The 23,198-nt window shown below is 65.5% G+C and carries 23 protein-coding genes; 13 read left to right on the forward strand and 10 right to left on the reverse strand.

Annotated elements, in window-relative coordinates; all coding sequences use genetic code 11:
* Position 1: 1 nt before the first annotated feature.
* The 4 genes from HHL14_RS20950 to HHL14_RS20965 all read right to left on the reverse strand — a co-directional run bounded on the left by HHL14_RS20950 (position 2) and on the right by HHL14_RS20965 (position 4,513).
* Entirely contained in the window at positions 2-877 is an 876-nt protein-coding gene (locus HHL14_RS20950) for a transporter (RefSeq protein WP_169499528.1), read from the reverse strand.
* An 80-nt stretch (positions 878-957) separates the two neighbouring features.
* Positions 958-2,499 (reverse strand): AMP-binding protein, encoded by a 1,542-nt coding sequence (locus HHL14_RS20955; RefSeq protein WP_169499529.1) that lies wholly within the window; start codon positions 2,497-2,499, stop codon positions 958-960.
* Positions 2,500-2,539: 40 nt separating this feature from the next.
* Positions 2,540-3,661, reverse strand: coding sequence for a DUF5938 domain-containing protein (locus HHL14_RS20960; protein ID WP_169499530.1), 1,122 nt, complete (start codon positions 3,659-3,661; stop codon positions 2,540-2,542).
* Between the two features lie 48 nt (positions 3,662-3,709).
* A complete protein-coding gene (locus HHL14_RS20965) occupies positions 3,710-4,513 on the reverse strand; it encodes an SDR family NAD(P)-dependent oxidoreductase (protein WP_169499531.1) in 804 nt (267 codons plus the stop codon).
* Between the two features lie 256 nt (positions 4,514-4,769).
* Here HHL14_RS20965 and HHL14_RS20970 point away from each other — a divergent pair, with 256 nt between their 5' ends.
* The 5 genes from HHL14_RS20970 (at position 4,770) to bioB (ending at position 10,248) form a co-directional block, all read left to right on the forward strand.
* Positions 4,770-5,426 (forward strand): TetR/AcrR family transcriptional regulator, encoded by a 657-nt coding sequence (locus HHL14_RS20970; protein ID WP_169499532.1) that lies wholly within the window; start codon positions 4,770-4,772, stop codon positions 5,424-5,426.
* A gap of 372 nt (positions 5,427-5,798) precedes the next feature.
* On the forward strand, positions 5,799-7,172 hold the full coding sequence (bioA, locus tag HHL14_RS20975; protein WP_169499533.1) for an adenosylmethionine--8-amino-7-oxononanoate transaminase: 1,374 nt from the start codon (positions 5,799-5,801) through the stop codon (positions 7,170-7,172).
* Positions 7,172-8,356 carry an 8-amino-7-oxononanoate synthase gene (gene bioF, locus HHL14_RS20980; RefSeq protein ID WP_169499534.1) on the forward strand — a complete coding sequence of 395 codons (1,185 nt, stop codon included), beginning with the start codon at positions 7,172-7,174 and terminating at the stop codon, positions 8,354-8,356. The genes bioA and bioF overlap by 1 nt, the downstream gene beginning before the upstream one ends.
* Positions 8,353-9,087, forward strand: coding sequence for a dethiobiotin synthase (gene bioD / locus HHL14_RS20985; protein ID WP_169499535.1), 735 nt, complete (start codon positions 8,353-8,355; stop codon positions 9,085-9,087). Before bioF ends, bioD begins: the two co-directional genes overlap by 4 nt.
* Positions 9,088-9,132: 45 nt before the next feature.
* Positions 9,133-10,248 (forward strand): biotin synthase BioB, encoded by a 1,116-nt coding sequence (bioB, locus tag HHL14_RS20990; RefSeq protein WP_169499536.1) that lies wholly within the window; start codon positions 9,133-9,135, stop codon positions 10,246-10,248.
* 98 nt (positions 10,249-10,346) lie between these two features.
* Here bioB and HHL14_RS20995 read toward each other — a convergent pair whose 3' ends face one another.
* Together HHL14_RS20995 and HHL14_RS21000 are read right to left on the reverse strand one after the other, a co-directional pair.
* On the reverse strand, positions 10,347-11,384 hold the full coding sequence (locus tag HHL14_RS20995; RefSeq protein ID WP_169499537.1) for a sulfate ABC transporter substrate-binding protein: 1,038 nt from the start codon (positions 11,382-11,384) through the stop codon (positions 10,347-10,349).
* 169 nt (positions 11,385-11,553) lie between these two features.
* Positions 11,554-12,156: an RBBP9/YdeN family alpha/beta hydrolase gene (locus tag HHL14_RS21000; RefSeq protein ID WP_169499538.1), complete on the reverse strand. Its 603-nt coding sequence runs from the start codon at positions 12,154-12,156 to the stop codon at positions 11,554-11,556.
* A gap of 350 nt (positions 12,157-12,506) precedes the next feature.
* Here HHL14_RS21000 and HHL14_RS21005 point away from each other — a divergent pair, with 350 nt between their 5' ends.
* The 6 genes from HHL14_RS21005 (at position 12,507) to HHL14_RS21030 (ending at position 16,687) form a co-directional block, all read left to right on the forward strand.
* Positions 12,507-13,448, forward strand: a complete 942-nt coding sequence (locus tag HHL14_RS21005; protein ID WP_169499539.1) for a 2-hydroxyacid dehydrogenase — start codon at positions 12,507-12,509, stop codon at positions 13,446-13,448.
* An 88-nt stretch (positions 13,449-13,536) separates the two neighbouring features.
* Entirely contained in the window at positions 13,537-14,463 is a 927-nt protein-coding gene (locus HHL14_RS21010) for a hydroxymethylglutaryl-CoA lyase (RefSeq protein ID WP_169499540.1), read from the forward strand.
* Between the two features lie 55 nt (positions 14,464-14,518).
* Positions 14,519-15,040, forward strand: a complete 522-nt coding sequence (locus tag HHL14_RS21015) for a YbaK/EbsC family protein (RefSeq protein WP_169499541.1) — start codon at positions 14,519-14,521, stop codon at positions 15,038-15,040.
* Positions 15,041-15,045: 5 nt separating this feature from the next.
* On the forward strand, positions 15,046-15,303 hold the full coding sequence (locus HHL14_RS21020) for a DUF1289 domain-containing protein (RefSeq protein ID WP_169499542.1): 258 nt from the start codon (positions 15,046-15,048) through the stop codon (positions 15,301-15,303).
* A complete protein-coding gene (locus HHL14_RS21025) occupies positions 15,300-15,773 on the forward strand; it encodes a MaoC family dehydratase (protein ID WP_169499543.1) in 474 nt (157 codons plus the stop codon). Before HHL14_RS21020 ends, HHL14_RS21025 begins: the two co-directional genes overlap by 4 nt.
* Entirely contained in the window at positions 15,770-16,687 is a 918-nt protein-coding gene (locus HHL14_RS21030; RefSeq protein ID WP_169499544.1) for an MBL fold metallo-hydrolase, read from the forward strand. Before HHL14_RS21025 ends, HHL14_RS21030 begins: the two co-directional genes overlap by 4 nt.
* Positions 16,688-17,010: 323 nt before the next feature.
* Here the strand turns inward: HHL14_RS21030 and HHL14_RS21035 are convergent, their stop codons facing one another.
* Complete coding sequence (locus HHL14_RS21035; RefSeq protein ID WP_169499545.1) at positions 17,011-17,949, reverse strand: DMT family transporter; 939 nt, start codon at positions 17,947-17,949, stop codon at positions 17,011-17,013.
* A 113-nt stretch (positions 17,950-18,062) separates the two neighbouring features.
* Here HHL14_RS21035 and HHL14_RS21040 point away from each other — a divergent pair, with 113 nt between their 5' ends.
* Positions 18,063-18,533 (forward strand): Lrp/AsnC family transcriptional regulator, encoded by a 471-nt coding sequence (locus HHL14_RS21040; RefSeq protein ID WP_169499546.1) that lies wholly within the window; start codon positions 18,063-18,065, stop codon positions 18,531-18,533.
* Positions 18,534-18,584: 51 nt separating this feature from the next.
* On the opposite strand, the gene HHL14_RS21045 is transcribed toward HHL14_RS21040, so the two are convergent.
* A complete protein-coding gene (locus HHL14_RS21045; RefSeq protein ID WP_169499547.1) occupies positions 18,585-19,475 on the reverse strand; it encodes an alpha/beta fold hydrolase in 891 nt (296 codons plus the stop codon).
* 356 nt (positions 19,476-19,831) lie between these two features.
* Between HHL14_RS21045 and HHL14_RS21050 the strand changes: the two genes are divergently transcribed.
* Positions 19,832-20,791, forward strand: a complete 960-nt coding sequence (locus HHL14_RS21050; protein ID WP_169499548.1) for an NAD(P)H-dependent flavin oxidoreductase — start codon at positions 19,832-19,834, stop codon at positions 20,789-20,791.
* Between the two features lie 669 nt (positions 20,792-21,460).
* Here HHL14_RS21050 and HHL14_RS21055 read toward each other — a convergent pair.
* Positions 21,461-21,691 carry a transcriptional repressor gene (locus HHL14_RS21055; RefSeq protein ID WP_329601713.1) on the reverse strand — a complete coding sequence of 77 codons (231 nt, stop codon included), beginning with the start codon at positions 21,689-21,691 and terminating at the stop codon, positions 21,461-21,463.
* A gap of 108 nt (positions 21,692-21,799) precedes the next feature.
* Positions 21,800-23,197 carry a dihydroorotase gene (locus HHL14_RS21060; protein ID WP_169499549.1) on the reverse strand — a complete coding sequence of 466 codons (1,398 nt, stop codon included), beginning with the start codon at positions 23,195-23,197 and terminating at the stop codon, positions 21,800-21,802.
* Position 23,198: the final 1 nt, after the last annotated feature.

Consider the following 23,198-nt stretch of genomic DNA (forward strand, 5'->3'; position numbering starts at 1 on the left):
TTCAGAAAATCTTCATCACACGCAATTGCGCGCTGTAGCTGTTCTTGAAGCCGCCTTCGGTCGCGACCGCCTTGCCGAGCATCGCGGAGAGTTGCCACGTCGGCGTCAGCATGTGGCTCGCGAACAGGCGCAACTGACTCGAACTCGTCTTCTGCCCGGTGTACACGTCGTCGACGTACTGCTTGCCGCCGAACGTGCCCGAATAGCCGAACGACAGCGACGTGGCCGGTGTGAACTGATAGCGCAGATAGGTCTGCAGCTGGATCGATGGCCGCACCGAGATGTCATACCCGGCATCGCTGTGCGACGGCTGCGCGGCGACGTCCAGAGAGGCATCGAGGAACAGGTTCTTGCCGAGCCCCTGAATCAGGCCGAGCTGCGGTGTAAAGGTCACGGTCCCCGCGCCGGCGCCGACCTTGCCGTAATCGTATTTGCCGGTCGGCACCGACAGATACATCGTGAAGCCGACCGTCGTGCCATATTCCGCGTCCGCGCGATTCACGAGAAACGCGGTCGCGCCCAGCGTCAGATCGCCGAGGCCGTTGTTGGTGGGCAAGCTGTTGCCGCCCACCCGCACGTCTGTGAGCTTCGCGAACGGCAGATACGCCTGGAACGCGACGGGCACCCCGCCGATCTGCGTGTAATGCAGCACCCGCGCAATGCCGACGGTCTGGTCGAGGCTCGAGTTCGGTATCTCGCCGACGCCGTCGAGCCTGAACGTGCTGCTCGGCGTGTAGCCGACGTAGCCGAGCGCGAGCGTCGTGCCCGGCGGCAGGATCGTGTAGTCGCCGGGATAGATATCGATCGCCGACGCGGCAGTCGAGATCGCCAGCAATGTGCCCGCCACGGTGGCCGGCCTGGTCAGTTTCGCCATCATGTCTCCATCCTTTTATTTAGTATCACTATCTTTATGGCGCGAACCGGCTGCCTCCGTCGGACGGCCGGCGCGTCGACTCCCTACCCGGCCGCCGTGTCGTCGCGCAAGCGCTGCTTCACGTCCGGCTTCGAGACCTTGCCCACTTTCGAGCGCGGCAAGTCGGGCCACACCTCGATCTGTTTGGGCGTCTTGACGCTACCGATGCGCTGCTTCACGAACGCCATCAGCTCGGCCACGTCGACCTGTTTGCCGGCGCGCGGCTGCACGACCGCGACCACCCGCTCGCCCCACTTCGCGTCCGGCAAGCCGATCACCGCGCAGTCGCGCACGTCGGCATGCGCGAGCAGCGCCTGCTCGACCTCGATCGAATAGACGTTGAAGCCGCCGGTGATGATCATGTCCTTCGCCCGATCGACGATGAACAGGAAGTTGTCCGCGTCGAGATAGCCGATGTCGCCCGTGTGGTGCCAGCCGAACGCGGAGGCCGCCTCGGTGGCAGCGGGATTGTTGTAATAGCCTTGCATCACCAGCGAGCCGCGCACGACGATCTCGCCGCGCTCGCCGGTCGCGAGCAACTGCCCCGCGTCGTTCATCACACCGACCTCGACAAGCGGCGTCGGCCGGCCCGCCGACGACAGCCGCTCGGTCGCGATCGAACCATCCGCCCGGTAGTGATCCTTCGGCGCGAGCGTCGACACCATCATCGGCGCCTCGGTCTGGCCGAACAGTTGCGCCATCGGACCGAGCTTGCCGAGCGCCTCGACGAGACGCTCCACCGAGATCGGCGCCGCGCCGTACCAGAAGCACTGCAGCGAACTCAGGTCGGTACTCGCCAGCCGCGGATGATCGAGCAGCATGTAGATGACCGTCGGCGGCAGGAACGTGTGCGTGACGCGCTCGCGTTCGATCTCCGCGAGAAATGCGCCGACGTCGGCGTGACGCATCACGACGATGCGCCCGCCGAGCGTCATGATCGGCAGGCACAGCACGCCCGCCGCGTGCGTGAGCGGCGCGAACGCGAGGTAGACCGGCCGGCCGTCGAACGGATAGCCCATCAGCGTGAGCGCCGTCATCGTCTCCAGGTTGCGCCCGCTCAGCATCACGCCCTTCGGCACGCCGGTCGTGCCGCCCGTGCCGGGCAGCATGACCAGATCGTCGAGCGGTTCGCGTTCGTAGAACGTGTCGGCGAGACCGTCGAGCCACTGGGCGAGGCTCGGCGCGAACGGCAACTGCGCATCGAGACAGACGACCACCGTCAGCGCGGGCAGCTCGGGCAACATCGCGCACACCATCTCCGCGTAGTCGCTGTGGAACAGCAACGCGCGGCAGTCGAACGCGGCGAGCACGAAGCGGTTCTCGGCGACCTCGTTGCGCGGATTGATCGGACACCACACGTTGCCCGCCCGCGAGATGCCGAACACGCACGCGAACGCAACCGGGTCGTTGCTGGACAGGATCGCCACGCGCTCGCCGGCGCCGACACCGTCGCGGACGAGCCCGCGGGCCACCCGGTAGGTCAGGCGCTGCACCTGCGCGTAGCTGAGCGCGCTGTCGTCGGCGACGAGGCAAGGTCGCTCGGCGCCGAGCGACGCGCCCTTGTCGAGGTAATGGGTCAAACGCATGACGATTCCCCTGCAAAACGCGGCGTGGTCAGGAAGCGTGTCAGTCGTGCACGGTGATAACGGGCTTCATCACGAGGCCGAAGCTGCGCAACTGGCCGAGCAACGCGCGATGACCAAATGCCTGGCATCCCGAAGCAAAACCGACCCGCAGAGGCGGCGTCTGCAGCAGCGAGTACGCCGCATAGGCCTGCAACAGCCCGGTCTGCTTGTAGTTGCACACGCCGTGGATCACGCAGTGCGCGCGACCGAGCGGCCCCGACGCGTGTACCGAATCGACCGTCGTATTGAGGCGCGGATTCTCGCGCGGCGGCATGTTGGCCTGCATGCTGCTGGCGATTTCCGCGAGCGCGACCTCCTGCTGATCCGGCGGCAGCGGACGGATCTTCTCCTCGAACATCTGCTGCGTCTGCCGCACGCCCTCCATGACCGCACGCGCCATCACGCCGCCCACCGCGCGGCAGTTCGCCACACGCGGATCGTCCTTGAACCACACCGGATGCGCGGTGCCGCCCCACGGTACCGCGATGGCCGTGTCGTGCTGCCCGGGCACCTGCACCTCGACGTGCGCGGTCGGCTCCCACGCAACGTACTTGTTCTGCTCCAGGTAGTACCAGGTTGCCTTCAGGATCGTGAAGATGGTCTGTGTCGATGCGTAAGTGGGGAAACCCTTCCACAGCACGAGGATGTCGAGCGTGTCGAGCCCCGGCGTTTCGAGGCACAGATTCGCGGCGATCTCGCCCATCGTGTACATCTGCGCGACGTTCGGCGCGAGCAGCAGGTCGCGCTTCGCGAACGCTTCGCCCCAACGCTCCTTCGTGTACAGCACCCAGTCCTGTTCGCCGGTCGTGTCCGAGTAATGACAGCCAGCCGCGAGACACGCCTCGACCACTTCCGAGCCGTACTTGATGAACGGCCCGACCATGTTGCTGACGAACTTCGCGCCCTTGAACAGCTCGGTCAACGCGGCGACCGTATGCTCGACCTCGACGATTTCGTAGTCCGCGGTCTCGATGCCCGGAATGCGCGAGACCACTTCCTCGATGCGCTTTTTGTCGCGTCCCGCCGCGATGAACGGGATGTTGTACTCGCGCAGGTATTCGCACACCAGGCGGCCGGTGTAACCCGACACGCCGTACACGACCACTGGCTTCTTTGCACTCATGAACTGTCTCCTCTGCAATGCTGGAAATTGGCTAGCCGCTGGCGACGCTCACATGCCCATGCCGCCGTCGATCGGCACGCCGGCTCCGGTGATGAAACGGGCTTCGTCGGAACACAGAAACACGATCGCGGCGCTGATCTCGTCGAGCGTCGCGAGGCGGCCGAGCGGCGTCTGTTCGATCACGGCGCCGACCGCGCCCTCGACGTTCGGCGCAAGGCCATTGGCGACGATGTCGGTGGCGAGCTTCATGCCCATCTCGGTCGGCGTGAGCCCCGGATACACGCAGTTCACGCGAATCCCGTAGCCGAGCTTGCCGGCCTCCATCGCCGCAACGCGGGTCATGCGATCGACCGCGGACTTGGTCGCGGAATAACCGGCGATGGCCGGATAGGCAATTGTCGCGGCCACCGACGACACGTTGACGACGCAGCCGCCGCCGCCCACCGCGCCGCCTGGCCGCATCGCGCGAAACGCGTGCTTGAGGCCGAGCCCGACGCCGACCACGTTGATATCGCACATCCGCCGCAGATCGTCCGCCTGCAGATCCGCGATCAGCGAAGTGATCTCGATGCCGGCGTTGTTGATCAGGATGTCGAAGCCGCCCAGTTCGCCAACGACCGCGCCGACCGCGCGCTCCCACTGGGCGTCGTCGGTGACGTCGAGCGCCACCGAGCCGACCCGCGCGCCGGTTTGCGAGAGCCCGGCCGCCGTTTGCGCGGCGAGTTCGGTGAGCACGTCGCCGATCATCACCGATGCGCCGGCTCTCGCCAGCGCCTGCGCCACCGCCGCGCCGATGCCCCGCGCGCCGCCCGTCACCAGGGCTTTGCGCCCGCTCAGACTGCCATTCGCCATGTCTCCCTCCACGCTTAAAAGTTGCGCCGGACACACCGTGCGGAGCACGGCTACCGACAACATCTAACCAACTGGAAAGTTTATTTTTTACGAATGGTTAGTTTTATTTGAACTGATGTCAAGAATTTTTTGTACAGACGTCCAGCTTTCTCTTGACAGTCGTTTCGCTGCTTCGCACAATGGTTTCGCTCGTCGGGGGGCGGCGCATCCGCGCCGTGCCGCGCGCGGCAACCGTTCAGAGAGAGACGATCACAGCATGACGAGGCAGCACGACAACACGGCCGCGGCACCGAAGCAGCGCGCCGGCCGGCCGCGACGCGATCCGGTGGACAAGTACGAGGCACGCCGCGTGGAACTCGCGGAAGCCGCGTTGAAGACGCTCGCCGAATTGGGCTACGCGAAGACGAGCCTGCGCGAGATCGCGCAGAAGTCCGAGTTCACGCACGCGGTGCTGCACTACTACTTCGAGGACAAGCTCGATCTGATCCGCTGCAGCATCCGCCATTTCAAGGCGCAGTGCGCGACGCGCTACGACGTCGTGACAGTCTCGGCGCGCTCGCAGGACGAGTTGCTGAACGGCTTTCTCGACAAGCTCGCCGAAACGATTCGCGACGAGCCGCAAATGCACAGCCTCTGGTACGACCTGCGCGCGCAGGCGCTGTTCGAAGATGCGTTTCGCGACGTCGTCAGCGAAATCGATGCGAGCCTCGAAGCGATGGTCTGGCGCATCGTCATGCGCAACGCGGAACTCGGCGGAGGCCAGCCGTCGATCACACCGGGCGCCGCATATGCGCTGCTCGACGGGCTGTTCCAGAAGCATCTGCTGCGACATATGTCCGACGATCCGAACGCGATTCCCCATCTGCTCGACGAAGTGCGCGCGCTGTTCCCCAAGCTCTGCTGCGCGAACTGATAAGCGGCGCGCGGGAGCACCCACGCCGCCCCCTGCCCGCTCAAATCCACGCTCTGCACCAAATTCCCGCCAGTCATAGCCCACTACTTTGACGTCGTTATCTACGGCGATCTGCGGGCTTTGATCCCAAACTGTTTCCAGCTGCACCGAACAGCGCTAAACCCCTGTCCTCAAAGGAAAAACTCGCGTGACGCGCCTGATGCGCGCGAGGAAATAAACCGCTAATCTCGACCCCGCGCGCTCGCCGAGGCTCGTGATTCGCGACCAGCCAGACTCCGCGAAACATCGAAATCGTCCTTTAAAAAGGCTCGAAAAGTCCTCTCGCAGTCCTCTCGCGTGCGCAGCAGCAGAAAAGCACCCTGGAGTACCTCTTTGGAAAATTCAGCAGTACCTTCCGTGGCCAACCCGGCCGCCCCCGACGACTGGGTCGCCCGCAGCCTGCGCGCGGTGTGGCACCCGTGCACGCAGATGAAGCATCACGAACGTCTGCCGCTCGTGCCCGTCGCGCGCGGTCAGGGCGCCTGGCTCTACGATCGCGCCGGCCATCGCTATCTGGATGCGATCAGCTCGTGGTGGGTCAATCTGTTCGGTCACGCGAACTCGCGCATCAACGCCGCGCTGAAAGACCAACTCGATACGCTCGAACACGCGATGCTCGCCGGCTGCACGCACGAGCCCGCCGTCGAACTCGCCGAGCGGCTGCACGCGCTGACCGGCAGCACGCTCGGCCATGCGTTCTTCGCGTCGGATGGCGCGTCGGCGGTCGAGATCGCGCTGAAGATGAGCTTTCACAGCTGGCGCAATCGCGGCTTCGCCGACAAGCAGGAATTCGTCTGCATTGCCAACAGTTATCACGGCGAGACCATCGGCGCGCTCGGCGTGACCGACGTCGCGCTGTTCAAGGACGCGTACGACCCGCTGATCCGTCATGCACACGTCGTCGCGTCGCCCGATGCCCGGCTCGCGCAGGCGGGCGAGTCGGCCGCCGACGTCGCGCGCCGCGCGCTCGACAACGTGCGCGCATTGTTCGAAGCCCGCTCGGCGCGTATCGCCGCGCTGATCGTCGAGCCGCTCGTGCAATGCGCGGCCGGCATGGCGATGCACGACGCGTCGTACGTCGCCGGACTTCGTGCGCTGTGCGACCAGTACGGCGTGCATCTGATCGCCGACGAAATCGCGGTCGGCTGCGGGCGCACCGGCACGTTCTTCGCATGCGAACAGGCCGGCGTGTGGCCGGATTTTCTGTGTTTGTCGAAGGGCATCAGCGGCGGTTATCTGCCGCTGTCGATCGTGCTGTCGCGCGACGAAATCTTCGCGGCCTTCTATCACGACGACACCGCGCGCGGCTTTCTGCACTCGCACTCGTACACCGGCAATCCGCTCGCGTGCCGCGCGGCACTCGCCACGCTCGATCTGTTCGCGAGCGACGACGTGCTCGCCGCCAACGCGCGCAAAGCCGCGACGCTCGCAGCCGCCCTCGCCCCGCTCGCCGATCACCCGCAGGTGCGCAACCTGCGCCAGCGCGGCACGATCTTCGCGTTCGATGCGGCGATCGACGACCCGCAGCAGGCCAGAACGTTTTCGCGCCGCTTCTTCGAGAACGCGTTGCGGCGCGAACTGCTGCTGCGTCCGATCGGCACCACCGTGTATCTGATGCCGCCATACATCCTCGACGACGAAGAACTCGCGCTGCTCGCCGCACGCACGCGCGAAACTTTCGACGCCACGCTTGCGGAGGCCGACTGATGCATCTGCTCGACACACTTGCCGAAGGCCTGAAGGAACTGGACGCGCACGGACTGCGCCGGCGCCGCCGTACCGCCGACACGCCGTGCGCCGCGCACATGACCGTCGACGGTCGCGACATCATCGGCTTCGCCAGCAACGACTATCTGGGCCTCGCCGCACATCCGCTGCTGATCGAGGCGATCGCCGAAGGCGCGCGCCGTTACGGCGCGGGCAGCGGCGGCTCGCATCTGCTCGGCGGCCACTCGCGCGCGCATGCGCAACTCGAAGACGATCTCGCGGCGTTCGCGGGCGGCTTCGTCGACGCACCGCGCGCGCTGTATTTCAGCACCGGCTATATGGCAAATCTCGCCGCGCTGACCGCGCTCGCGGGCCGCGGCACGACGCTGTTCTCCGATGCACTCAATCACGCGTCGCTGATCGACGGCGCGCGGCTCTCGCGCGCCGACGTGCAGATCTATCCGCACTGCGACATGGATGCGTTGAGCGCGATGCTCGAAGCATCGGAATCCGAAGTAAAGATCATCGTCTCCGACACCGTGTTCAGCATGGACGGCGATATCGCACCGTTGCCGCGTCTCGTCGAACTGGCGGAGCGGCATGGCGCGTGGCTGATCGTCGACGATGCGCACGGCTTCGGCGTGCTCGGCCCGCAAGGCCGCGGCGCGATCGCGCAGGCCGCGCTGCGCTCGCCGCATCTGATTTCGATCGGCACGCTTGGCAAGGCCGCGGGCGTGTCCGGCGCGTTCGTGGTCGCGCATGCGACGGTGATCGAATGGCTCGTGCAACGCGCGCGGCCGTACATCTTCACGACCGCGTCGGTGCCGGCAGCCGCGCACGCGGTGTCGGCCAGTTTGCGCATTATCGGCGGCGACGAAGGCGATAAGCGCCGCGCGCATCTTCAGCAGTTGATCGAGCGTACGCGCGCGATGCTGAAGGCGACCCCATGGCTGCCGGTCGATTCGCACACCGCCGTGCAGCCGCTGATCATCGGCGCGAACGATGCGACGCTCACGATCGCCGCGTCGCTCGATCGCGCGGGCCTGTGGGTCCCCGCGATCCGTCCGCCGACCGTGCCGGCCGGCACCTCGCGACTGCGCATCTCGCTGTCGGCCGCGCATTCGCAGGCGGATCTCGACCGGCTCGAAGCCGGCCTGCAACAACTCGGAGCGAGCGCCGCATGAGCACCAGCCTGAACGACGCGCTGTCGCTGTTCGTCACCGGCACCGATACCGAAATCGGCAAGACCTTCGTGTCGTCCGCGCTGTTGCGCGGCTTCGTGCGCGAGGGCTTGCAAGCGGCCGCGATGAAACCGATCGCGGCCGGCGCGTTCGAGGTGGACGGCGTGCTGCACAACGAAGACGCGGATCAGCTCGATGCCGCGTCGAGCGTGCTGCTGCCGCCCGGGATGCGCACGCCGTATCTGCTGAAGGAGCCGGCCGCGCCACATATTGCTGCCGCGCTGGAGAACGTCTCGTTCGACCTCGCGCGCATCGTGGCGTGTCATCGGCAGGCTGTGCAGCGCGCGGATGTTGTCGTCGTCGAAGGCGTCGGCGGTTTTCGCGTGCCGTTGACCGCGACGCAGGACACCGCCGATCTCGCGGTCGCGCTGAAGCTGCCGGTCGTGCTGGTGGTCGGCATGCGGCTCGGCTGCATCAGCCATGCGCTGCTCACTGCCGAGGCGATTGCCGTGCGCGGTCTGATGCTCGCCGGCTGGGTCGCGAATCGCATCGACCCCGACATGCTCTTCCCCGACGAAAACATCGCGTCGATTCGCGCGCATCTGGCGCACGCGTACGACGCGCCGCTGCTCGGCATCGTCCCGCATCTCAGTCCGATTTCACCGGACCTCGCCGCACAGCAACTCGACATTCCCAGGCTTCTGCAAACGCTGCGTCAACTGCGCAGCGCATAACGCCGACACCCATTCATCCGAACACGAAACACGAGGATCGATCCCATGACCCAACTGAACATCGCAACGGGCACCGCCGATACGGCCGCCGCGAACCTCAACCCGAACTCCGCCGACGACACCACCGCGGCAGCGAAGCCGCTCGCGCGCTGGCGCGTCGCCGACATCGTCGCGTTGTACGAACTGCCGTTCAACGACCTGCTGTTCCGCGCGCAGCAAACGCATCGCGAGCATTTCGACGCGAACACGGTGCAACTGTCGACGCTGCTGTCGATCAAGACCGGCGGCTGCGAAGAGGATTGCGCGTACTGTCCGCAATCGGTGCATCACGACACGGGCCTCGAAGCCGACAAGCTGATGGCCGTCGACGACGTGCTCGCCGCCGCGCAGGTCGCGAAGCAGAACGGCGCGACGCGCTTCTGCATGGGCGCCGCGTGGCGCAATCCGAAGGACCGTCACCTCGAACCGATCAAGGACATGATCCGCGGCGTGAAGGCGATGGGCCTCGAAACCTGCGTGACGCTCGGCATGCTGGAGACGCACCAGGCGCAGGCGCTGCGCGACGCGGGCCTCGACTACTACAACCACAACCTCGACACGTCGCCCGAGTTCTACGGTCAGATCATTTCGACGCGCACCTATCAGGACCGTCTCGACACGCTGGAGCGCGTGCGCGACGCGGGCATCAACGTGTGCTGCGGCGGCATCGTCGGTCTCGGTGAATCGCGCCGCGAACGCGCGGGGCTGATCGCGCAGCTCGCGAACATGGAGCCGTATCCGGAATCGGTACCGATCAACAACCTCGTGCAGGTGGAAGGCACGCCGCTCACCGGCACCGAAGCGATCGATCCGTTCGAATTCGTGCGTACGATCGCGATTGCGCGCATCACGATGCCGCGCGCGATGGTGCGTCTGTCGGCCGGCCGCGAACAGATGGACGAAGCGTTGCAGGCGATGTGTTTCCTCGCCGGCGCGAATTCGATTTTCTACGGCGATCAGTTGCTGACCACCAGCAACCCGCAGGCGGAAGCGGACCGCAAGCTGCTCGCGCGGCTGGGCATTCGCGCGGAGGCTGCGCAGCAGATGCCGGTGGAGTCGAGCGGGTGCGAGAAGGGCTGCTCGCACGGTCATGGTGACCACGCTCACGCTTCGACGAACTAAGCATCGGAGCAAGCGCGCGCGGTGAACCGCGCGCCCGTAAAAAAAGCTGCCTCGCGCATAGCGAGGCAGCTTTTTTCTTGCCGGCAAACTTTCCGGTTTTACTTCCGGTCGACAATAATCTGATCGAACGTCCCGCCGTCGGAGAAATGCGTGTCCTGCGCTTTCTGCCAGCTGCCGAACATGTCTTCGACCGTGAAGGTTTTGATCGGCTTGAATTCGGCCGCGTGCTTCGCGAGCACGTTCTTGTCGCGCGGTCGCAGATGATGCTGCGCGATGATTTCCTGCGCGGCCGGCGACCACAGGTAGTCGAGATACGCCTGCGCCTCTTTGCGCGTGCCGCGCTTGTCGACGACCTTATCGACGATCGCAACCGGCGGCGCCGCCAGCAGGCTCACCGACGGATACACCGCTTCGTAGCTGCCCGCGCCGACACCCGTGTCGATCAGCGACACCTCGTTCTCGAACGTCACCAGCACATCGCCGATGCCGCGCTGCGTGAACGTGGTCGTCGCGCCCCGGCCGCCGGTGTCGAGCACCGGCACGTTGCGGAAGATCGCCTTCACGAAGTCCTGCGCCTGTGCATCGGTGCCGCCATGCTGCTTGCGATAACCCCACGCGGCAAGATACGTATAGCGGCCGTTGCCCGAGGTCTTCGGATTCGCGATTACCGCCTGAATGCCGGGCTTCGCGAGATCGTCCCAGTCCTTGATGTGCTTCGGGTTGCCCTTGCGCACGAGGAACACCATCGTCGTCGTGTACGGCGCGCTGCCGTCCGGTAGCCGCGCGCGCCAGTTCGCGGGCACCAGGTGGCCCTTGTCGGCGAGCAGATCGATGTCGTTCGGCTGATTCATCGTCACGACGTCGGCCTGCAGACCTTGCAGCACCGACAGCGCCTGCGCACTCGACGCGCCGTGCGACTGCCGCACCGACAGGGTCTCGCCGCTCTTCTGCTTATACGCCGCGATGAAGCTCGCGTTGATGTCCTTGTACAGCTCGCGCGTCACGTCGTACGACACGTTCAGCAGCGCCGTATCCGCATGCGCGCTCGACACGCCGCCAAACGCGAGCGTGATAGCCGTGATGCCGGCCGCGACGCCGGCCTTGATCCGGCGCGTTGTCCCCGTGTTGCCCTTCATCCTGTCCCCGCCTGTCGATAAAGAAAAACTGTGGCCGCATCCGCGCGGCGTGAAGCGGGATTCTAACGGATTGCTTACCTTGCTCGCGGTGCGTGGTCTCGTGCTTTAGTCCCTGGCGATGCAGCGTGATCGCTAGCTTCTACGCAAGCTTCCTCGCACCGCACGGCGATCAAACGAACGCATGCTGCGCGGCCTCGAACGCTTCCTCGCGAAACCGCAACGGCGCCGCGCAATGCACGAGCGTATCGATGAAGTACTTCGCGCGCGGCCACGGACCGAAGCCGGCCGCAGTGTTGATATGTCCCGCGTCGCCGAGATTGACGAATGCGCTGCCGAAGCGATGCGCCAGCGCGCGCGCATCGGCAAGCGGCATCCACGGATCGGTTTCGCTGCCGATCAGAATCGACGGCACGCCGAGACGTCGCGCGTCGAACGGTCCCGCGAACGCGAACTTGCGCGGACTCGCGGGCGCGACGAGCAGCACGCCGACCACGTCGTGCGCGAGTGAGGTCTGCTGCAACGCATGCGCGGTCGCGAGGCAACCGAAGCTGTGCGCGGCCAGCACGAACGGACCGCGTTCGCGCGCGAGCAGATCGCGCAACGACTGCGCCCACAACGCGACATCGGGCGCATCCCAGTTGGCCTGCTCGACGCGCAGCGAGCGCGCGAACTGCCGCTCCAGCCAGCTTTGCCAATGCGTGCCTTCGCTGCCGTGCAGGCCGGGAACGGTGACGAGCCGTGGCGGCCAGGTCGATCGGGTGCATGACAGCATATGCGTGCCTCGCTGCGGGAATCCGGGCAGCCATTGTCCCGCCACGCGACGCGCGGACGAACCAAGTTTTTGTGCTTTGGTTATCGATGAAACGCGCACAGCGCGCTTGCATTGCGCGCCCATCGACACGAAGCCGAACCGCACGGCCGTACGCAAACGCGCGCGATCCGCGTCGAAAAAGTAGAATGAGGCCTATTCATAACGGGAGGAGACCCGATGCCGCTCGCGCTGTCCCACGCGTGCCACGCCCAGCGCGCACGCCACGCGCCGCCTTCAGCGCAACCGCGTTGCCGCGGCGCGGCCCGGCTCCGCCCGGCTGCCGACCTCAGCGCGAACGCGGGCCCGAGCGTATGAAAATCCTCTTCTACATGCCGCATACCGACGCCGCCGCGTGGCTGCACGACCTCGCCCGCGCGTTGCCTGCGGCCGAGTTGCGCGAGTGGCAACCGGGCGACAATGCCCCCGCCGACTTCGCGATCGTCTGGCGTCCGCCGCGCGAGATGCTCGCCGGTCGCGATACGCTGCGCGCGATCTTCAATCTCGGCGCGGGCGTCGATGCGATCCTCGCGCTCGAACGTGAACAGCCCGGCACGCTGCCGCGCAACGTGCCGCTGATCCGCCTCGAAGACACCGGCATGGGCGCGCAGATGACCGAGTACGTCGCACACGCGGCGCTACGCTATCTGCGCCGTTTCGACGAATATCAGCTGCTACAAAGCGAGCGGCGCTGGCAGGTGCTCGAACCGCATCCCCGCGCGAGCTTCACCGTCGGTGTGCTCGGCCTCGGCGTGCTCGGCACCCAGGTCGCGCAGACGCTCGCATCGTTCGGTCTGCCGGTACGCGGCTATAGCCGCAGCGCGAAGCAGATCGACGGCATCGCGACGTTCGCGGGCGCAGCGCAATTCGACGCGTTTCTCGATGGCGCGAAGCTGCTCGTGAATCTGCTGCCGCACACACCCGACACCGAAGGCATGCTGAATGCGCGCACGTTCGCGAAGCTCGCGCGCGGCGCGTATCTGATCAACGTCGCGCGCGGTGCGCATGTGGTGGAAGCGGATCTGCTCGACGCACTCGCCAACGGCCAACTCGCCGCGGCCACACTCGACGTATTCCGCACGGAACCGCTCCCCGCCGATCACCCGTTCTGGCGCGAGCCGCGCATCACGATCACGCCTCACGTGTCGGCGCTGACGTTGCGCGAAGAAAGCGTCGCGCAGGTCGCGCGCAAGATCGATGCGCTGCTGCGCGGCGAAGCGGTGAGCGGCATCGTGCAGACGGAGCGCGGCTATTGAGGCGCGCGGATTGAATTGAAGCGAATGTGATTGAAGCATTATCGGAGCCGGTGCCGCAGCACTCGCTCCGATCGACAGGAGACAGATCATGGCCTTACCGAAGCAGGTGAAAATCGTCGAAGTCGGTCCGCGCGACGGACTTCAGAACGAAAAGGAATTCGTGCCGACCGCGACCAAGATCGAGCTGATCGATCGTCTGTCGGCGGCGGGTTTTCGCAACGTCGAGGCGGCGTCGTTCGTGTCGCCGAAATGGGTGCCGCAGATGGCCGACGGCGCCGACGTGATGGGCGGCATCCAACGTCGCGCCGGCACGATCTACTCGGTGCTGACGCCGAACCTGCGCGGCTTCGAAGGCGCGCTCGCCGCGCGTGCCGACGAGATCGTAATCTTCGGTGCGGCCAGCGAAGCGTTTTCGCAGAAGAACATCAACTGCAGCATCGCGGAAAGCATCGAGCGTTTCGCGCCGGTCGCGGCCGCCGCGAAGGAACACGGGCTGCGGATTCGCGGCAGCGTCTCGTGCGCGCTTGGTTGTCCGTACCAGGGCGAGGTGCCGGTCGCGTCGGTCGTCGACGTGGTCAAGCGCTTCGCCGCGCTCGGCTGCGACGAGATCGACATCGCCGATACGATCGGCGTCGGCACTCCCCAGCGCACCCGCGAAGTCTTCCAGGCGGTCACCGAGGTGTTTCCGCGCGAGCATCTGTCGGGGCACTTCCACGATACCTACGGCCAGGCGCTCGCCAACATCTACGCGGCGCTACTCGAAGGCGTCGAGATTTTCCATGCGTCGGTCGCGGGGCTCGGCGGCTGCCCGTATGCGAAGGGCGCGACCGGCAACGTCGCGACGGAAGACGTGCTGTACCTGATGCACGGCCTCGGCATCGAGACCGGCATCGATCTCGCGCAGGTGGTCGAGATCGGCGACTTCATCTCGAACGCGATCGGCCGGCCGAACGTATCACGCGCCGGTAAGGCGCTGCTCGCGAAAGCGCGCAGCGAAGCGAATAGCTGCGTCTGATCTGCCGGATCATTCGACCAGACCCACCATCACCATTCAATCAGGATCCCCAACGATGACCGATCTCGCGTCCTTCGACTCCGACGATCTCGCCGCGCTGCCCGACTCGGCACGCCGCGTCGCGCTGCTGCTGCGCGAACGCGGTCACGCGGGCCGCATCGTCATGCTGCCGGAAACCGGCAAGACCTCCGCCGAAGCCGCAGCCGGACTCGGCTGTTCGGTCGCGCAGATCGCCAAGTCGATCCTGTTTCGCCGGCGCGAGGACGATGCGCCGGTGCTGGTGATCGCGAGCGGCGCGAATCGCGTCGACGAAAAGAAGGTTGCCGCGCAGGTCGGCGAGATCGGCCGCGCGGACGCGAAGTTCGTACGTGAAAAAACCGGTTACGCGATCGGCGGCGTGTGTCCGGTCGGTCATGCCACCGAGCCGGTCACGCTGATCGACGCCGATCTGCTCGCACTCGATAGCCTGTGGGCCGCCGCCGGCCATCCGCACGCGGTGTTCAATCTGACCGCCCAGGAGTTGATCGCGCTGACGGGCGCGCCGGTCGTCGACGTCGCACTGCGCGAGACAGCCTGACGCCGATGGCGACGACGAGCGGCAAGGCCTACGAAGAAGACGACGACGGCTCGGTGCCGTCGCCGTGCATCAACGTGTGCAGGATGGACGCGTCGACCGGCTGGTGCGAAGGCTGCCTGCGCACGATCGACGAAATTGCCGGCTGGTCGTCGTTCGACAATGACGCGAAACGCGCGGTGTGGGACGCGATCGAAACGCGTCACGCGGCGTTCATGGCCCCGTTCATGACACAACGCGCAAAACAATCGAAGGAGCCGCAATGAAAGCCGCGCCCCGCGTCGTCACGCCCGGCGAGACGTTCAGCTCGACGCTCGAACTGTCGGTCGACACGATCAAATCGTTCGCGGCGCTCGTCAACGATTTCAATCCGCTCCATCACGACGAAGCGTATGCCGCGCAGAGCCGCTTCGGCGGGCTGATCGCGTCGGGCACGCAGCCCACCGCGTATTTCATGGCGCTGCTCGCCACGCACTTTTCGACCTACGCGCAACCGCTCGGCCTCGAATTCGACATCAAGCTGAAAAAAGCGGTGCAGGCGCACGACACGCTGACGATCACCTGGCGCGTGCGCGACGCTCACTGGAAGCCGAGCCTGAACGGCGACCTGACCTTCCTCGAAGGCTCGGTCGTCAATCAGCACGGCGAGTTGATGCTGACCGGCACGTCGACGATCCTCGTGATGCCGAAGCCGGACACGGCCGCGGCGCCCGACGCGCAGGCAGTAGCGTCATGAGCGCGCTGCCCGCATCGATCCGCGTGTTCGAGCGCGGCTGGCTGTCGTCGAACAACGTGCTGCTCGTCGACGACGCGTGCGCGGCGCTCGTCGATACCGGCTATGCGACGCACGCGACGCAGACCGTCGCGCTGGTACGCCACGCACTGAACACGCGGCCGCTCGATCTGATCGTCAACACGCATCTGCATTCGGATCACTGCGGCGGCAACGCGGCGCTGCAGGCCACCTGGCCGTGCCGCACACTAATCCCCGCAGCGGAAGCCGACGCGGTGCGCGACTGGGACGACACGCGCCTCACCTTTCGCGCGACCGGTCAGAACTGCGAGCGTTTCGGCTTCACGGGCACGCTTGCGCCCGGCGCGCGCTTGCGGCTCGGCGCGCTCGACTGGCAGGTGCTCGGCGCGCCCGGCCACGATCCGCATTCGCTGATGCTCTATTGCGCGGACGAACGCGTGCTGATCAGCGCCGACGCGCTGTGGGAAAACGGCTTCGGCGTGATCTTTCCGGAGCTCGAAGGCGAAAGCGGTTTCGCCGAGCAGCAGGCCGTGCTCGACACGATCGCGACGCTCGACGTGCGCGTCGTGATTCCGGGCCACGGCGCGCCGTTCACGAATGTCGAACAGGCGCTTGAACGTGCGGGGTCGCGCATTGCGTGGCTGCGCGCCGATCCCGCGCGCAATGCAAAGAACGCGTTGAAAGTGCTGATCGTGTTCAAGCTGCTCGACGTCCGTGAGATGAGTTTCGACGCGCTGCTGCGCATGCTCGACGACGCAGCCGTGCTGCGCGCCGCCGCGTCGATGCTGAAGCCGCGCGGCGAATGGCCGGCGTTGCTGAAAGGGATGATCGGGGAGCTGGCGGCGAATGGTGGGCCGCTCGACGTGGATGGCGAGCGGATTCTCGCGCGGGGCTGAGCGTGCAGCGCAGTGCGGTGCGGTGCGGCCAACAACAACGCACCAGAACGCAAAACCGTCCGCACAAAAAGAAAGCCGCTCGACGAAGCGAGCGGCGGAACATCTTGTTGGACGTGATCAGCGTCACCTCGAATGATACGCGTGCGGGTTTTTGCAACGCATCGGTGATTTCCCTACAGAAATTTAACAGTACGTTTTAAAGCTGCATACACGCGACGCCGGAAAGCGGCGCCAGGCCTACGTTTGCGCGCAATTGGTCCGCTTATATGAACAATGGGGCCACGCGCATTGCTCGGGAATCCGTAATATTTCCCGCTCTACCCTTAGGTCGACGACAGTCGCTTCTTCTGCGGCACGATCCGCCAGCCAAGATTAACGCCGGCCGCCGCGAGCAGAATCAGCGCGGCGCCGAGCACCTGAATCCACGCGAGCGTCTGTCCGAACGCCACGCGGTCGACGATGATCGCGACCACCGGATAGATAAACGACAACGCGCCCGTCATCGTGGTCGGCAGCTTCTGGATCGCGCCATACAGCAGCACGTACATGAGCCCGGTGTGGACGACGCCGAGCACGACGAGTTCGAGCCACTGCGTGCCGCTCGCCGGCAGCGCGTCGAAGCGCACGAACGGCGCGAGCAGCAGCACGCCGAGCGAGACCTGGATCAGCGCTAGCAGATGCGGCGGCGTGCCCTTCAGCCGCTTCGTGATGATCGACGACACCGCGTACATCGCCGCCGCGCCGACCGCGTACGCGACACCGACCAGATACTGCCCCGGCACCGCCAGCACCGCCGGCTCGACCTTCACGACGAACACGAGGCCGACGAACGCGACCACGAGCCAGACCAGCGTCGACGCGCTGATGCGCTCGCGAAACACCAGCGCGCCGAGCGCGATCAGCATGAACGGCTGCGTGTTGTAGACGGCCGTCGCCATCGAAATCGACGCGCGCGAATACGCGGCGAACAGCAGCACCCAGTTGGCGACGATCGCCGCGCCGCCGACGAGCGCGAGGCCGAGCATCTTCCACGAGAACAGCTCGCGGCGGAACAGGCCGAGCAGCGCGCACACGAGCGCGAGCGTCGCGCCGCCGAAAAAACAGCGGAAAAACACCACGTTGAATGGGTTTTGCCCCGACGACACGACGAGCCAGCCGATCGTGCCCGACATCAGCATCGCCATGCTCATCTCGGCGGCGCCGCGGCGGATATCGTTGCGGTTGCTGTTCGCGGTCGTCGCGCCAGCGTTGTTCGAAGCCATGAGTCGATCCCGGATAAATGCCTGTATGACTGGCAGTGTAATTAATCCGCGCACGCGATTACATGGCTAAACTTAAGCGTCTCCAAGCTTTCACCTCATAAACGAAGGTCATCATGAGCAAACGCCTTGCTTCGCCGACACCGGTCGCACTCGACGACATCGATCGCGCGCTGCTCGCCGCGCTCGCGCAGGACGCGCGTCAGCCGGTCAGCGAACTCGCGCGGGTGGTCGGCCTGTCGGCGCCGAGCACGGCCGAACGCGTGCGGCGGCTCGAAGCGCAAGGCGTGATCGAGCGCTTCACGGTGCAGATCGATCCGCGCGCGCTCGGCTTCACGCTGCAGGCGATCGTGCGCGTGAAGCCGTTGCCCGGCCAGTTGCATCTGGTGGAGGAGGTGATCCGGCGCATTCCGGAGTTCGTCGAATGCGACAAGGTGACCGGCGACGATTGCTTCATCTGCCGCCTGTACCTGCATTCGATCGAGCAGCTCGACGAGATTCTGTCGAAGGTAACCGAGCGCGCGGAGACCAGCACCGCAATCGTCAAATCGACGCCGGTCGCGCGGCGCCTGCCGCCGCTCGAATAACGCAGATGAGTAACGCAGCTCGAACCGGGCCGCGCGCGGGCGGCCCGTCGTTCATTGCTCGACCGCCTCGAAAAACGACAGCATCTCGGCGACCAGTTCGTCCGGTGCTTCCTCGGGCAGATAGTGCCCGCAGGACAACGCGCGGCCGCTCACGTCGCGCGCCACATGCCGCCATTCGGCGAGCGCATCGAAGCACTTCTCGATCACGCCCTTGTCGCCCCACAACACCCGCAGCGGACAGCCGATCTTGTTGCCGCGCTCGATATCCGCACGGTCGTGTTCGAGGTCGATGCTCGCCGACGCCCGGTAGTCCTCGCACATCGCGTGCACCGCGCCCGGTTGCGCGAGCGCCGCGCGATAGGCGTCGAGCGCGGCCGGGTCGAACGGCGTGAGGCCTGCGTAGCGGCTGCCCATCACCGCGTCGACGTAGGCGGCCGGATTCGCGCCGATCAGCGTTTCGGGCAGCGGCTCGGGCTGGATCAGGAAGAACCAGTGGAAGTAGTGCGTCGCGAAGGTGCGGTCGGTGGCTTCGTACATCGCCAGCGTCGGCGCGATATCGAGCAGCATCAGACGCTCGACCGCGTCGGCGTGATCGAGCGCCATCCGGTGCGCGACGCGCGCGCCGCGATCGTGCGCACAGACGAGGAAACGCTCGAAGCCGAAGTGGCGCATCACGGCGACCTGATCGGCCGCCATCGCGCGTTTCGAATACGGCGTGTGCGCGGCGTCGCTCGGCGGCTTGCCGGACGCGCCGTAGCCGCGCAGGTCGGTGGCGATCACCGTGAAATGCTGTGCGAGCTGCGTGGCGCAGCGCGCCCAGATCAGGTGCGATTGCGGATGGCCGTGCAGCAGCAACAGCGGCGGTCCGGCACCGCCCTTCACTCCGAAAATATCGACATCGCCCACGGCGACGCGAAAGGGCGTGAAATTCTCGAAGGCCATGACGTCTCGTTGGTCGTTTGAGGGTCTGTGCATTGTAGAAGCCCGGCATGCCGATGCGAGGTGGGATAACCCACGCTCGCATGGAACCTGAATACTCCTTCGAACCGTTCCAAACGGGCACGGCGCGCGCGGGCCCCAGGCTTCGCCTATAATCGAACGACCGTTCTTAAATTAGCGGGTGCTTCGGCGGGTGGGCTGGTCGTCAGCGGGAAACACCCATAACCCAACGGCTACCGCGCGACACAACACGGCACAACACGACGCGCCGCAAGCCGTGTGCCGCTAAACTCATCGAACCTCATCAAACGCCGGGCGCGGTACGTCGCACCGGCTGGCCTAAATTGGAGACTCGCACCATGGCATTGCCCGCCGTTCTGCAAAACCTCGCGTTGCCCGTCGTCGCTTCGCCGATGTTCATCGTCAGCTATCCCGAACTCGTGCTGGCTCAGTGCAAGGCCGGCATCGTCGGTTCATTCCCGGCGCTGAACGCACGGCCGGCCGAATTGCTCGACGAATGGCTGACGCAGATTCAGGCGCAGCTCGCCGAGCACAAGGCGGCGAACCCCCACGCGGTCATCGGACCGATCGCGGTCAATCAGATCGTCCACCAGTCGAACGTGCGGCTCGAGCAGGACGTGCGTGTGTGCGTCGAACACCAGGTGCCGATCTTCATCACGAGTCTGCGCGCGCCGGCGCGCGAAATCGTCGATGCGGTGCACAGCTACGGCGGCATCGTGCTGCATGACGTGATCAATCTGCGCCATGCGCAGAAGGCGCTCGAAGCGGGCGTCGACGGGCTGATCCTCGTCGCGTCGGGCGCCGGCGGCCATGCGGGCACGACCTCGCCGTTCGCGCTGGTCGGCGAAGTGCGACGGATTTTCGACGGCCCGATCGTGCTGTCGGGGTCGATTGCGAACGGCGGCTCGATTCTCGCCGCGCAGGCGATGGGCGCGGACCTCGCGTACATGGGCACGCGCTTCATCGCGACCAAAGAGGCGCACGCGGTCGACGCCTACAAGCAGGCGATCGTCAACTCGAAGTCCGCCGACATCATCTACACCAACCTGTTTACGGGCGTGCACGGTAACTACATCCGCGAGAGCATCCTGAACGCGGGGCTCGACCCGGACGCGCTGCCCGAGTCGGACAAGACCAAGATGAACTTCGGCAGCGACAAGGCGAAGGCGTGGAAGGACATCTGGGGCGCAGGCCAGGGCGTCGGTCTGATGGACGACGTGCCGAGCGTCGGCGAACTGGTGCAGCGTCTGACGCAGGAATACGACGACGCCAAAGCACGCCTGGGGATTGGGCGCTGAGGTATCAAACGGGGTGGCGACGGCGGGCGACACAGCCTGCCGGCGCCGCCGCTTGACGTACTTGACGTGCGTAAGTCAAGACCTGATCTCTCAGTCAGCGTCAGACCAGGTCTGAGATTCCTTCGCCGTGCCTGCAGCAAGGGCCGTGATCGGTAGAGTCGAGATGTGGCGCGGTGGCAGTAGGTTCGGTTTGTCTGTTACCGCCTCTTTCGTCTGGCGGTGCCCTGGAAACTCGCCCTAGCTCCGTTTCCACATCCCGCTCATCGAACCCGACATGCAAATCTCCCGCATCCGGCTCTCGGACAGGACATCACGCCTTCACACACGGCAGGTTCCAACCATGGACCAGTCAGACGCACGAGACCGAAGTGCCCGTCGAGGTGCCCGTCGAGGTGCCGGGATGGATAAGTCCCGCCCCAGCGACGCCGAACCTTGTACTTGTTGCGTAACCACTGGCGCAACCGCGTAGCGGTATAGCTGTCTGTCGAGCGCGCAATACGCGCGTCCGCGCGTGACGATGCCTCGTCCACCCCGGTGCCGATCAGGACCAGTTCCTGCTGGCGATCGCCTCTCGCTAACGGGTTTTATTTTCCGTTTTCTGACGCGTCCCCAAGTTTTTGAGGCACTGCGAGAAAGCAACGAAGATGGCAAATTTCCAATCTGCTTCCCCTACATAATCAAGTGCGACGTTCTGCTTACAGAAGCGTCGGGGTCCTGCACGCGGCCACACGTCGTACACACGAGGTCGTCATGGTGCATCCCATCATCCAGCTCGTAAACGGCTCGCCCTGCCTCGAAGTGCGCCGGCTTGAACAGGCCGGCTTGCTGCAACTGTGCGAGCACGCGGTACACGGTAGCCAGCCCGACCTCGTGAACTTGCCTGAACAGCAGGCGATACACCTCTTCGGGTGTCAAATGACGTGCATCTGCTTTCTGAAATATTTCCAGATCAGGATTTGCAGACGAGGCAGCGTGGCTTTCCGGCTCCGGTTTGTGAGTTCGGTTGAATCAGGCATCAGACTCTCCTCTGGTTTCGTTTGACCACGATTCCAGGAACCGAACCACCGCGCCTTTCGGCTCTCCGGCCAACGTTTCATCCCGAACAACACAGCACCCTCGAACCACTGTGTGGATGGGCCAGCCCGTGACGGCCTGGCCGTCATACGGCGTCCAGCCGCTGACGCTAGCGATCCAGTCGTTGTGGATGACCCGCTGTGCCCGTAGATCAACGATGCTGAAATCCGCGTCGTAGCCCAGCGCGATGCGCCCCTTGCCCTCGATGCCGAAGATGCGGGCCGGCCCGGCGCTGGTCAAATCCACCAGCCGTTGCAGACCCAGGCGCCCGGCATGCACGTGGTCGAGCATCACAGGCAGCAGCGTCTGCACGCCGGTCATCCCGCTCGGCGATTGCGGATAGGGCTTCGCCTTCTCCTGCAGTGTGTGAGGCGCATGGTCGCTGCCGATGACATCGACCACGCCATCGCGGATCGCCTGCCATAGCGCGTCCTGATGGCGCTGCTCGCGCACGGGTGGATTCATCTGCGCCAGGCTGCCAAGGCGTTCATAGCATTCAGGCGCTTGCAAGGTCAGATGGTGGGGCGTGACTTCCACCGTGACGCGATGCTTGCGAGCCGCCAGGAACATCATTTCCTCGGCGGTGGAGACATGCAGAACGTGCAGCCGTCGGCCGCACTCGGCGGCCAGCCGCACGATGCGTTCCGTCGCCATCAACGCGCTGTCCACATCGCGCCAGACGGGATGCTGGCGCACGTCCGCGCTTTCCAGGGCGATGTGCCTGCGCTCGCGCAGCCGGGCCTCATCCTCGGCATGCACGGCCAGTCGCCTGCGCCCATGATGCAGGATGCGGCGCAGAACGTCATCGTCGTCGGCCAGCAGGTCGCCGAAGGAACTGCCCATGAAGACCTTGACGCCGGCGCAGCCGGGCAGGTTCTCCAGCTCAGCCAGTTGCTCTGCGTTCACCGCCGAGCCGCCGATGTAGAAAGCGTGGTCGCACCACGCGCGGCCTTGGGCGGCATCCAGCTTGGCTTGCAGGTCGGCCGCGCTCAAGGTCAGCGGGGTCGTGTTCGGCATCTCGAAGATGGCGGTGACGCCGCCCAGCACCGCCCCGCGCGTGCCCGCCTCCAGGTTCTCCTTGTGCATCAGGCCCGGTTCGCGGAAATGCACCTGACTGTCGATGACACCGGGCAACACATGCAGGCCTTTGGCGTCCAATGTGGTCTCGGCGCTCCATGTGCCACGAAGATCGCCAAGCGCAACGATCCGACCTTGCGAGCAGGCCACGTCGATGCGCTCGGCACCGCCCGGTGTCATGACGATTCCGCCCTGCACCAGCAGATCGGCGTGCCGCGCCGCCGATAGCGTGATGGTGTTGCCGGTGACGTTCATG

It is taken from the genome of Paraburkholderia antibiotica (assembly GCF_012927125.1).
In the GTDB taxonomy this organism is placed as follows: Bacteria; Pseudomonadota; Gammaproteobacteria; order Burkholderiales; family Burkholderiaceae; genus Paraburkholderia; species Paraburkholderia antibiotica.